Raw genomic sequence first — 12,288 nt, 5'->3', positions numbered from 1 at the left:
ACAACCACTCCTGAGGAGAACCATAATGTCTCGCACTGTCGCCGCCCTACTTCTCGCATCCGCCAGCATCTTTGTTACCGCCCCCGCAAGCATAGTCTTGGCCGAAACGCCGGCGGTCGCACAGCAGGCACCTGCCACGATCCACTATCGCTCCATGAAAATCGACGGCGTCAACGTATTTTATCGCGAAGCCGGTCCGGCCGACGGCCCGGTCGTCGTCCTGCTTCACGGCTTCCCGACATCGTCGCACATGTTCCGTAACCTAATCCCGCTGCTCGCAGACCGTTACCGGATCATTGCCCCTGACTATCCGGGCTTCGGCCAGAGCGATGCGCCCGATCACACCACGTTTGAATATTCCTTTGGCCACTATGCCGATATCGTCGACACGCTGCTGACCAAGCTCGGTGTTACCAAATATTCGATGTATCTCATGGACTATGGCGCACCCGTCGGCTACCGGCTGGCGCTCAAGCATCCGGATCGCGTCACCGGAATGATCGTCCAGAACGGCAATGCCTATGACGAAGGCATCCGAGATTTCTGGAACCCGATCCGCACCTATTGGAAGTCGGGGGCAACGAAGGACCGGGAAGCGCTCTCGGTGCTCGTCGCGCCGGAGACGACCAAGTTCCAGTATACCGATGGCGTCAAGGACCTGACCCGCATCAGCCCCGACAACTGGGTGCACGACCAGGCGCTGCTCGACCGGCCGGGGAACAAGGATATTCAGCTCGACCTGTTCTACGACTACCGCACCAACCTGCCGCTTTATCCGCAGTTCCAGGCCTTCTTCCGCGACCGGAAGCCGCCGACATTGATCGTCTGGGGTAAGAACGACAAGATCTTCCCGGAAGAGGGTGCGCATCCTTATCTTCGCGATCTTCCCGAAGCGGAATTCCATCTTCTTGATACAGGCCACTTTGCGCTGGAAGACAAGCTGGACGAGATGGCTCCGCTGATCAGGAGCTTCCTGGATCGCAAGATCGCAAAGTGAAAACGGAGTGAGGCTCCCCGCACCGGCTGAAAACGCTTCAGGGAGCCTCCTCCACAAGCCTCTCTTCATGGGGCAGCCATTTGTTTCGATACGCCTGCCGCATCTCTCCTCCCGCGGCAGGCGTTTTGGTTTGCCCTGAGATGGAAATATTGGTCATCATTACCGGCGGCTCTCGTTTGGCGATCGCAGGTGCAGGTCGCCGGTTCGGATCCCATCAAGAGCTTGAAATAAAGTAATTTTGGAGATGGCCGAAAGATCGCCATGGATATTGTCATTCAAATGCATTACCATTGTATTGAATATGGAGATAGCCATGGCTGCAAACGCACTTGTCCAAACACGTATCGATGCTGACGTTCGCGATCGTGCTTCAGCCGTTCTTGAGAGCATGGGTCTAACGGTATCGGATGCGGTTCGAATCTTGCTCACCCGGACGGCTAATGAGGGTGCGCTGCCACTTGAACTTTTCTCGGGCAGTGAAGTTCATGACGCGTGGTTTCGTACGAAGGTGCTAGAAGCGCTGAACGACGCTCGGCCCGACATTTCGGATGATGAAGTCGAGGCCCATTTCGCGGAGCGCCGAGCAACAGCACGCCTCAAAGCGCGTGGCCGCAAATCGTGAAGCTGACATGGTCTGCGTTCGCCCTATCGGATCGTGACGCTATATTCACCTACATTGAGGCAGACAATCCTTCAGCCGCTGTCATGATCGATGAACGGATTATGGCTGCCACTCGCCGCTTGATCGACTTTCCCGCAAGCGGCCGCGTTGGGAGAATTGCTGGGACGCGCGAACTGGTGATCAACGGAACGCCCTATATCGCGGCATATGTCGTTACGGAGACAGCAGTTCGTGTCCTTCGCGTCCTTCATGGTTCGCAAGAATGGCCAGAGACTTTGCCAAATAGTTGAGTTTCTAGCTTGACGCGGATCCTCTACGTCCTCTGCGATAATCGTCGCGGGTCCGTGTTGTCGCTAGTTGTCGATCAAGCACCTTAGCTTAATGCTTGGAAAGTATCGGGCCAGCGGTTCAAATCCCTTCACATCAACAGATCCGATTTCTTTGGTTGTCGGTTGTCGTCTTTAAGAAGTGGCGTCTCAGCCAAGCGGGGGATGACTGCTTTGCGCGTTCACTTCGGTCATCCAAATTAGAACCCCGAACTTTGAAATGTGGAGGCTCATCATACAGCTATATGGCGTCGGACCAAGATTAGGGGATTCAAGCAGGCAGCGGGTCAAGGCGATCACTCCGAAACGGCGGCGCCCATCGGCAGGGAACAAGCGCCGGTAGGAGACTGGCGCTTGTTCGATTTGCTTTAGAAGCGATAGGTGACGCCGGCGCCGATGAGCCATGGATCGAGGTTGGCTTTGCCGCTGACATGAGCACCGCCGACATTGGCATCGAAATCCGGCCTCAAGAAAATCTTCTTCGCATCGACGTTGAGACCCCAATGCTCATTGAGCATGTAGTCGAAACCCGCCTCCAGCGCGACGCCGAACGCGTTCTTTACATCGAGGCTGCGGGCGTTTTTGCCTGATTGATCGTAGAATATCGTATAGTTTACGCCCGCGCCCACATAGGGCCGAAACGCGCCAAAATCGGTAAAGTGATATTGCAGTGTCAGCGTCGGCGGCAGCAACCATGTTTTGCCGATTTCGCCGAGACCTGCGATCGAGCCTCTGCCATAAACCTTGGCATAGGTCGTGCCGAGAATCAGTTCCGCTGCGATATTGTCGTTGAAGAAATAGGAAATATCGAATTCCGGAATGACCGTGTTCGAGTAGGACAGGTCAGAACCCGCCAACCCGTCGACACGGCCCGAGTCCCTGGTGATCACGCCGAGCGCGCGCAGGCGTATCTGCCACGGGCTTTGGCTCGTCACGGCGGGCGCCGCACCCTGCGCGCCAGCCAGATCAGCCGCTTGCACTGTGCAGCCCGTGGCCAATGCGGCTGCCGATATGATGGCGCGAACGATGTTGCTGGATATCATCTCTTTCTCCTTCAATCCGAGACTCGTGTCGGTTGGGGAGAAATATCCGCTCCGGGGAGGATGATGATTTGAGCTAGATCAAACTGGGAAGGCCGCTTTGGCCGATGCAAGCAAAGCCTGCCACACTGTCTCAATCATGCAACAGGGGGTTTAAAGTAAAGTCTGTCCCGCGAAACTGCGTAGCGGTTTTGCGATAATGTAAGCGGTTGCCGGTGTAGGTCCGAGGGAGGACATCAGACTCGCCTCATTGCCTGGCAAGGCCGGAGCCTCGATGAAGGCTAAATGCGCCGTGGGCTGCGGGTCACCAGCCTGCAGTCTGCAATTGAGCAATTTCAGACGGATAGCTTTTATAGAGAAGGGTCGCGGGTTCCAATCCTTTCAACAGCAACAAGATGAACGATAGGACCTTATACGTTCTAACCCTTTAAATTTGCTCGGTGGAGGTGTTTTGCTTCACGGCAACTGTCTATGGCGGATCGCTCGGAGCTCGGCGAGGAATGCTGTCGCAGTTTCAGTTGCTTCGGAGGCATCGGCAGGGGCGACATCCAATCCGTGGGCGGCGCGGTTCATGATCTGCAGGGCGCTCCGAAACCGATCTGCGGCTTGGGGAAGCATGTTAAGTCGCTGCAATTCCGCTAGCATTGGTCCAAGAGCAAGCGGACGTTCGGCTTCCGTCTGATCCGCCACAAGCAGTCGGATTTCGCGCTCAACCTCGATGCGTAGCTTCACAAGCGCCATCAACGGGAATTCGCGTGCAAATTCCGCTTCTGTCGGTAGCTCTGTCTGCAACGGCTCGGGAAGGGCGGCAGAGAGCCGGTATTCGGCAACACCCATCGGTTTTGTTGAATCTCGAAGCGCGTATTCGACAATTACCTCATTCTTCCCCTTGCACAGGATGATACCTATGCTCGGACCGTCGAACTCGTGACGGAGCTGGTCATCGACCGCGGAGAGATAAAAGTTCATTTTTCCGGCAAATTCGGGCTTAAAGTCCTCGATCTTTAACTCGACGACGACGAAGCAACGCAACCGCAAGTGATAGAAGAGAAGGTCCAGATAGTAGTCCTGGCCACCAACCTCGAGTGGATGCTGGCTACCGACGAACGCAAAGCCTTTGCCGAGCTCAAGGATCAGAGAACGTAGGTGCTCGAGCAATCCCTGCTCGAGTTCTCGCTCCGACATCGCAGGACCGAGAGCGAGAAAATCAAAACTATACGGATCTTTGATCAGTTCCTGGGCGAGTTCAGACTGCGGCGCGGGCAGTGTTCGAGCGAAATTGGTCAGGGCCTTTCCCTGCCGTCTATGAAGTCCGCTTTCAATCTGATGCACGAGGACGTTGCGACTCCATCCATGCTCTACCGCCTGGCGGGCGTACCAGAGACGCCCTTCAGAATCCTTCAGCATCTCGATGAGCTTGACGTTATGGCCCCAGGGCAAATGTGCAACAAGCTGTTGCACGATTTCCTCGTTTGGGAATGCCTCAGCAAAGGCACGCATATATTTGAGGTTTCGCGGCGAAAGGCCAGTCATTTCCGGAAAATCACGCCTGAGGTCTGCTGCCAGCCGATCAATCACGCGGGTTCCCCAACCTTCCGCTGTCTGGCGGGCCAGGATGTCACGGCCGATGCTCCAATAGAGCATCATCAGTTCTCGGTTAACGGCAACAGCAGCCCTTAAGCGAGCCGCTCGGATTCTTTCCTTGAGCTCTGTGAGTAGGGATACGTAACTACCGTCTGGTGCAGGGATAAGCGTCGCCATATCGTGAGTCTTTACCAGCTGCTGCCCCAAAAAGCTTCATTTCATTTCAGCAGGGCCGAGCGATTTATAAATTCGTGGAAAGACAACAGATTCCAGTAAAAAGGATGGAATTCCGGTTCGCATCCCACCAGCAGCGAAAAAGGGTACTTTTGCAACCGAGGTTCGCGGTTAGCCAGTCTCTACACCAAGACAGCTTCGTAGGCTACGACGACGTGCGCGATCGCTACTCTTGGAATCTGTCAAGAAGCGACCGTGTGGAAATGAACTTATTTGAACTCCATCGCATCCGCGCTCGCAACGCGGCCGAGCATTCATCGTTGCTAATGGCCGTAAAGGCCATCCGCCCCATGGTTTCGGCCACACCTGCCCTTGAATATTGCCAGACCTCCACGCGCGTGAATTGTGCATCGTTCTACTGACGTATCCTACCTCAAGCAGGCTCCGGAGAGACCTTATGCCGACATCTCGACCTGCTCCAATGTAGTCAATTTGCAAACAAACCTTTGCAAACATTTGTTTGTGATATATTCTCCAGCTTTGCGAGGAGCCTCATGACAGAACGACGCGAGATAAGCCTTGTACAACCGGATGCCAGAGCTTTGCGCGCGCTGGCGCATCCGCACCGACTGCGCATGCTAGGCATGCTGCGCGTCAATGGCCCCGCAACAGCGACCAGTCTTGCGGCTCGATTGGGTTTGAATACCGGCGCAACGAGCTATCATTTGCGACAGCTCGCAAAGCACGGCTTCATTGAAGAGGATGAGGGTAGAGGGAATGGGAGGGACCGATGGTGGCGGGCGCGGCATGAACTGACGTCATTTCCTCCGACAGACGAAAATGAGGACGCATTGGATGCCGGTATTGCTTTTGCCCAAGCCGCGTTAAGTGCCCAAATTACACAGATGAAGACCGCCTTGGCGCGCCATGCCGATTTGTCGCGAGAATGGCGCCTGGCGTCGACTGTCAGTGACTATTGCATTCCCCTGACGGCAGCTCAGACCGAGGCATTGGTTAAAAGACTTCATGCCGTCCTGGACGAAGCTATGGAAATGGCACCGAAATTGGGCGGCTCGCACGAGCCCGACGTTCAACCTGTTACATTTATCTTGCACGCGTTTCCATATCCCCTTGAGGACTAAAAAAGTGAGTGACAAGAAACCACTCGTTGCTTTGGCCGCTGGCACCGTTGCATCTGTCGGCGGCACGCGGCTTTCGGCAATTGCTATCCCATGGTTGGTATTGACCTCGACTGGCGACCCGGTGCTGACCGGTGTGGTGGGGATGGCGGAATTGCTGCCATACGTGGTAGCAAAAGCGTTTGGCGGGCCGTTCATCGATCGTATTGGGGCACGGCGGATTTCAATTTGGAGCGATGGTTTGTCAGCGATTGCCGTCGCTTCAGTGCCTTCGCTGTATTGGATCGACCTGTTGTCAGTTTGGCTGTTGCTGCCGGCCGTCGCCCTTATCGGAATATTGCGTGCCCCGTCTGATGCCGCCAAACAAGCGTTGGTTCCCAGCGTCGCGTCCATGGGCAAGATGCCCCTTGAACGAACAACGGGTATCCTCGGAGCCAGTGATCGGCTTGCCGGTACGTTGGGGGCGGCTGGAGGAGGGGCGTTGATCGCCTTGATCGGAGCAGCGCCGGCATTGCTGACCAATGCGGTTGCATTTCTTTTGGCGTCCCTCGTGGTTGGACTGGGCATCCCGCGGCCGACGGTGGCGGATACGGCGAAGCCGCGCACTTCTGCGACCTATCTGCATGATTTGGCGGCGGGCTGGTCAACCTTGCGCAACGAGCCTATCTTGGTCACGCTGGTTCTGATGCTCGCAATCACAAATCTCTTTGACCAGGCGTATGCCACGGTGTTGCTGCCCGTTTGGGTGCGATCGTCGGGGCTCAGCGTAACATGGGTTGGCATATTCCTCGCGGCTTTCTCGGGCGCGGCGGTTGCCGGTGCGGCGATGGCCGCAGCTTTTGCCGAGCGTCTGCCGCGGATGCTTGTTTACACGACTGGTTTTCTTTGTGCCGGGCCTGCGCCGATGGCAGCGCTTGCCTTGGATCCCGGTCTTCAAAGTATCCTCTTGGTTTTGCTGACCGGTGGGTTTGCCGCCGGGTTTATCAATCCGATTATCGCGGCCATCTTATTCGAACGCATCCCCGCAGTATTGGTGGGGCGGGTGATCGCGCTTGTTGGGGCGCTCGCCTGGGTTCTAATGCCATTTGGAGGCCTCTATGCCGGACTGTTGGTCGACACGTTCGGCATTACATTGGCATTGGGCGTAACGACGCTGCTCTATTTGATCGCAACGCTCGCTCCACTGGCCATCCCAAGCTTTCGCGAAATGAACCGAAGATCGATCGAAAAAGGACCGTCGACATAAGCGGCTGACGTATTCAGGCCTGATAAGCAGGTTCACTCACGCCATCATTAGGAACAACGAAACCTTCAACGAAATTTGTCTCGCAGACACGCTCGCGAATCTTGGTCTCGAGCACCTGCCGTTGAGTATTAGTCTTGATGCGCTGGCGCTGCTTACAGCGCCAGCGATACCAGATCGAATAAGCGCATTCTCCGAATGGGCCACACCCGAACTTTATGCCGCCTCCCAAACTTGATTCAATATCTTGGCGGCGAGCGCGGCCTTGTCTTGCGGCAGGAAGCGCCCATAGTGCTGTTGGATCATGTCTGGTGTATCCTGGATCGCATAGCTTGCCTGCTCGTAGGATCCCGTCAGCTTGAGAATATGGGTTGCCAATACGTCCCGGACATTATGGGGACCGTGCGGCAGCAAGCCCTTGATCGCCCCGCGGCCGGTATAGGGATTGTAGATCCCGTATCGCTGAATGGCCAGCCGCCAGGCCTCATAGAAGGTGGTCTGGTTGTAGGAGGCCTCCGTGCTCGATTGCTTGACCGTCTTTATAAAGAAGGTGCCGGGATCATTGGCGTTCGCCAGCAGAATGCGCCGGTGCCGATCGATGTAGGCATTGATGTAGTAGTAGAGGTCCAGCAGATTCGGCAGGATCAACCGGAATGGTTTGGAGCCGAAGAAGGACGAGTTGGAGTTCTTGAAGGCGTTGGCCGGTATCAGGACCTCCCAGCCATTGTCTCGATCGCTCCAGCGGATTTCGCCGCGTTTCAGCTCTTCAAGCCGGCGCTCCGAGGTTGGAATATGCCCGCGAGGGCAAAGCAGAAGCTGCCGAAGATTTTTCTGACGAAGGCCGAGATGAAGGCCAAGCCGCAGCATGAGAAATGATCGTACGGATTCGGCCGCCGCTCTTGGATATCGATCCTTGTCCGGCATCCTGAGAAGGATCTCGTCCGTGATCTTTCGATACTCCGCCAGCGGGCTCGGCGCCTCGAGCACGCACATGATCGGTTCGAATGGATCGCGATGTATGCGCATCACCCGCTGGATTTCCTTGATGCGATTGCGCGCATGGGCATGAAACGCGTCACAGCAGGCGTGCCAGTCGCGCTTGGCAAAGGCGATCTCTTCTACCGAGACAAGGCCTTCGATGGGAATGACCCTCTCGATTAGTTCCGGATGCTGTCTGAGCCAGCCAGTCTCCTCGCGTGTGAGCGACAAGGCAATGCTCAGCATGTCGGCTTCCCAGGCCGTGTAAAACCCGCGCCGGCGCTCGCGCCATTGCAAATACCAGTCCCAGACACCGCGAAACACCAGAAGACCGAAGGTAAGGACACCGAGTGGAATACCTCGCCCCGCCACCTGGCCATCGGGAGATGCCGCAAGGGCTCCGAACATGAGGCCAAGGTGCTCCAGTTTTTGCGAAGCCGTCTCTTCGCCCCAGACGCTGTTCCGCTGAAACCCGATCGCCGTGAGCGTCGATGTCTTAAACGAGATCAGGTTCGCCATTTCGAGCGCAAGGCGGGGAGGGGCATCGATAACGCCCGACAGCAAATCCGGATCATCAAGGTCTCCAATGGGATTGCTCTGGTTCGAGGTGCCGCGTCCGATCGGGACCGATGACGCTCGTCCACCGTAAGCCATTGCCGGAAAGCGGATTGCATAACGTTGTTTGATTGCTGCCGCCTGAAAACGGCGGTAGTCGGTTGCGCCGGTGATGATGACCCTGCGAATCCATTCGAGGATCTCCTGGCGCTTTGATTTCGGCAGCTTGTTGAAATTGTCTGGAAGATGCCAGGCCAGCCGGCGGCGCTCCGCGGGAGAAATTTCCTCCTCGATGTCATGGCCGGTGCCGGCGCGAGACTGATGCGGAAGTTTTGCCTTGAAGTAGCCCCTCGGCAACCGATACCGATGCTCGATGCGATCCAGGATCTCGAAGCTTTCGACGCTGCGCGGCACCTTTGTGCCCTTCAGCCAACTGAGAAGAGTCTTCACATCGAAATTGTCGCCAGGTCGCATAACGGCACGATGAAGATGGTAATAGGTCTCGTCGAAGCGCCTGATATGCAGCTCCAATGCCGCCTGAAACGAGACAGGTTCTGGATAGTCATCGAATAGCGCAACGGGGAATTCGTCAATCGGCTTAGGCTTTGCTCCCGGTTTTGAATTCTTTTCCGCAGAGCGATTGCCGCTGGCAGCTCGAGCTTTCGAGATCCGCGCGGAGCTCGACGATGAACTCGTGCGGTTGCGAGGTGTCGCGGTGTTCGTGTTCACCCAGCGGATGATGGCATCGAAGCCGTGCTGTCCAACGCGCATCAGCTTTGCGCTCGGCTTGGCAGAGAGCCGGCATGCGGCGGCGATCTCGGTCCAATCGACTGTTTTCCCCTTCATGGGAGGAAGGGCTTGATCGTTGACCAGTGCCAACATGTAAGCGGTCAAGCGCTTAAGCTCAGCCGGACTTACCAGTGGTGCCAGCCGGATCTCGCAAAAGCCTGCGATCTTGCGTTGAAAGGCTTTCGCCGTCGGATTCATGATCATTCAGGTTTCCCTTACAGATAAGATTCCAGCCCCGGGGCACGGCCTGCTAAGGAATGAACGTTAGCGAAGGGTTAAGATCGGGCCCTTTGGGATGTGGCAGAGATCACCGTTCAAAGCATGGATAGGATCCAGACGGCCGCCGCAGGGGCCCAAGGTCACCGGCAATCGAACGTCTCGCTGTTGTCCCGGAGCGCCATAAGGCGTTCCCGCTAAAAACGTGCAATTTCGGTCATTTTGTCTTCGAGCGAGGGACAGACTTCATATCCGAAGCCGATCTTGTCGTGCTAAGCATCGAGGATGGGATTCGGAGTTTTCATTCATCGTTCGGACTCGATCTACGACGACAGTCCGGCTGAACAATATCAGTTTCCAAGCCAGTACCTCGGCCGTGTTCAAGGCTGCGTGGGGAATTGGATCATCTATTATGAACCGCGCAAGGTTGCCGCCACGCGCGGCTATTTCGCGGTCGCCAAGGTCGCCCAAGTCGTCCCGGACCCGAAAGTGGCGGGCATGTATCTGGCACTGATCGAACCTGGCAGTTATCTTGATTTCATCAATCCTGTTCCGTTCAATGGCCCAGATGGTGTCATCGAGCGCGGCGTGTTGAACCATGACGGACGGATCTCGGGGAGAGCGCAATCGGCAGTGCGGCCTATTTCCGCTACGGATTTCAACCGCATCCTGTCGGCCGGCCTCAATGAGCCAGAACCGGAGCTACCGCGGCTGGATGGAGTTGAAGCGGCTGATCTTACAAATGGATTTCAAGACGCAGTTCAAACACCGTTCATCTTTGAACAAGAACGCCGCCGTGTGATCCAGCTCTCGTCCCGCGCTATTCGCGATCGGCTGTTTCGTCGGCTCGTTTTGCAGGCCTACGACAAACGATGCGCGATCACCGGCTTGAAACTCATCAATGGTGGCGGGCGCGCCGAAGTGGACGCCGCTCATATTCGACCCGTGGAGGCGAACGGACCTGACACCCTCGGTAACGGCATTGCTTTGTCAGGCACGGCGCACTGGATGTTCGATCGCGGCCTCATCAGCCTTTCGGATGACCTCGATATCCTGATCTCGCGACAGGCGAATGATCCGGAGAGCATAAGAGGACTGATCAACAAGACCGGCAGAGCGATCGTACCCTTACGGCCGTCTGCGTGGCCACATCCGCATTTTCTTCAGTGGCATCGTGAGAATTGCTTTAAGCAATAGCGTGGGATTTCAGTCGTTTATCGGTCTAGCATCCTCCAATGCAGGGATTGAACGAGAGCCTGCCCGTTTACGGCTTAGAGCACCGGTATATTTCTCGACCTGTTTCTTGAGTAGATGCTTCGCGAGATTTTTCAAAAGATCGAAGGTGAAGCCGCCGACAGCGATCTCGTCCGCTTTAAAGCAGTTCCCTGATATGTTGAGACTTTGTTTAGTGTCGAAGGTCTGGTTCGACCGCCTCAGTTCGAATTAGAATTTTTGCATTATTAAGATCTGCCGCCATTTAACTATAGATTGAATAAGGCGTGACAAAATACGCAACCGCAGACAGAATGAAGTCATGTCTTTTGCGGGATAGATAGTATGTCAAAATCGGATGAAGAGAAGGATAAGCAGCGGCTGAAGGACGCTGTTCGCTCCATCATTGTCACCCAAGGCAATGAGTTCATCAAAGAGCTACTGCGGAAGCATAAGATACAGATCGGGACGAAGAAGGCGGATTTTGCCAAGAACATCCTGGCCGCGATCGATGCCGGCACTTTGACAAGGCAGATAATTGAAGATTGGCTGTCCGAAGTCGAAGGCTGGGGTAATCAGCACATCTATTTGTTCAAGCCACCTACTCTTCCTCCTGCGGACATCCGGGACAAACTAGTTGCCTCGGATTTTGGGAAGCTCATCGACACACCAATCAGCTATGGGTTCCCCGAGAACCTTGAACTCAGCGCTATTTCGCTGACCTCCGATCATCTTTTCATAGCCTGGCACAAAGGCGCCGGCGGGTGGGAGCGGACGCCGTCTAAGGACTTCGAGCGATTCGAGGACGACGAAGAGCGCTACAAGTATAAGGCATACCGAGAGCGGTTCGATCGCTCCGTTGTGCGCTTTGCTTGGCGCTTCCTTGACCCATATTGCGCCGTGATGATCCAACTACCGGCCGAGGGCAATGCTCATAGGCCCGTCCACGTGCAGGTCCAGGAGGACCTTAAACACATTGGACTTTTTGACGAAAATCCGGAGCGCATCCAGCTCAGCCAAGCGTTCAAGAAGATGACTCTTCAGAACGATACGCGGGTCCAGTCGACTCGAATGATGACGGATGGAGGTCACGTCGATGTCGTTTCCACGCTGACGGAAGGTGGTATCGAAGATGTCCAGGCTCTTCGGGAAGCTCGGCGCGGCGTAGACGACAATAGTTTCACCGGTGCCGACGGCCTGTTTCACTTCTTGCAGGAGAAGCACGCAGCGCTCAGCCGAAACGTGAAGGTGCAAGGGTACGGCATTGAGAGCCGAATACGCATTTGGGTCCAATGCAAGCGTGAGGATGTCTATCACGTCCTCGGCGTGGTCTGGTCTAACACATGACAGTGGACCAACTCCGTGCGGCGTTTGGGACCACTGCTGTCGATGCTTTACTTGCTCGAATAAGTA

At 55.7% G+C, this 12,288-nt stretch carries 10 protein-coding genes; 7 read left to right on the top strand and 3 right to left on the bottom strand.

From position 1 onward, the window contains the following. Window positions 1-25: 25 nt before the first annotated feature. From GDN47_RS28920 to GDN47_RS28910, 3 genes are all read left to right on the top strand, one after another. Window positions 26-997, top strand: a complete 972-nt coding sequence (locus tag GDN47_RS28920) for an alpha/beta fold hydrolase (protein ID WP_152094773.1) — start codon at window positions 26-28, stop codon at window positions 995-997. 313 nt (window positions 998-1,310) lie between these two features. Then, window positions 1,311-1,619 carry a type II toxin-antitoxin system RelB/DinJ family antitoxin gene (locus tag GDN47_RS28915; RefSeq protein WP_112447457.1) on the top strand — a complete coding sequence of 103 codons (309 nt, stop codon included), beginning with the start codon at window positions 1,311-1,313 and terminating at the stop codon, window positions 1,617-1,619. Next, window positions 1,616-1,909 (top strand): type II toxin-antitoxin system RelE/ParE family toxin, encoded by a 294-nt coding sequence (locus tag GDN47_RS28910; RefSeq protein ID WP_145676695.1) that lies wholly within the window; start codon window positions 1,616-1,618, stop codon window positions 1,907-1,909. The genes GDN47_RS28915 and GDN47_RS28910 overlap by 4 nt, the downstream gene beginning before the upstream one ends. Before the next feature lie 404 nt (window positions 1,910-2,313). On the opposite strand, the gene GDN47_RS28905 is transcribed toward GDN47_RS28910, so the two are convergent. After that, entirely contained in the window at window positions 2,314-2,988 is a 675-nt protein-coding gene (locus GDN47_RS28905) for an OmpW/AlkL family protein (protein ID WP_152094772.1), read from the bottom strand. A gap of 453 nt (window positions 2,989-3,441) precedes the next feature. After that, complete coding sequence (locus GDN47_RS28900) at window positions 3,442-4,746, bottom strand: PDDEXK nuclease domain-containing protein (protein ID WP_152094771.1); 1,305 nt, start codon at window positions 4,744-4,746, stop codon at window positions 3,442-3,444. Between the two features lie 551 nt (window positions 4,747-5,297). Between GDN47_RS28900 and GDN47_RS28895 the strand changes: the two genes are divergently transcribed. Together GDN47_RS28895 and GDN47_RS28890 are read left to right on the top strand one after the other, a co-directional pair. Continuing rightward, a complete protein-coding gene (locus tag GDN47_RS28895; protein ID WP_152094770.1) occupies window positions 5,298-5,885 on the top strand; it encodes an ArsR/SmtB family transcription factor in 588 nt (195 codons plus the stop codon). A gap of 4 nt (window positions 5,886-5,889) precedes the next feature. After that, a complete protein-coding gene (locus tag GDN47_RS28890; RefSeq protein ID WP_152094769.1) occupies window positions 5,890-7,128 on the top strand; it encodes an MFS transporter in 1,239 nt (412 codons plus the stop codon). Between the two features lie 213 nt (window positions 7,129-7,341). Here GDN47_RS28890 and GDN47_RS28885 read toward each other — a convergent pair whose 3' ends face one another. Further along, window positions 7,342-9,651, bottom strand: a complete 2,310-nt coding sequence (locus GDN47_RS28885; protein ID WP_152094768.1) for a hypothetical protein — start codon at window positions 9,649-9,651, stop codon at window positions 7,342-7,344. A 297-nt stretch (window positions 9,652-9,948) separates the two neighbouring features. On the opposite strand from GDN47_RS28885, the gene GDN47_RS28880 reads away from it, so the two are divergent. Together GDN47_RS28880 and GDN47_RS28875 are read left to right on the top strand one after the other, a co-directional pair. Continuing rightward, window positions 9,949-10,860, top strand: a complete 912-nt coding sequence (locus GDN47_RS28880; RefSeq protein ID WP_152094767.1) for an HNH endonuclease — start codon at window positions 9,949-9,951, stop codon at window positions 10,858-10,860. A gap of 360 nt (window positions 10,861-11,220) precedes the next feature. After that, window positions 11,221-12,222: a hypothetical protein gene (locus GDN47_RS28875; RefSeq protein WP_145676968.1), complete on the top strand. Its 1,002-nt coding sequence runs from the start codon at window positions 11,221-11,223 to the stop codon at window positions 12,220-12,222. Window positions 12,223-12,288 lie beyond the last annotated feature (66 nt).

Source organism: Martinezella dioscoreae (genome assembly GCF_009176305.1).
In the GTDB taxonomy this organism is placed as follows: Bacteria; Pseudomonadota; Alphaproteobacteria; order Rhizobiales; family Rhizobiaceae; genus Rhizobium; species Rhizobium dioscoreae.
This window is presented reverse-complemented; position numbering and strand designations above follow the sequence as displayed.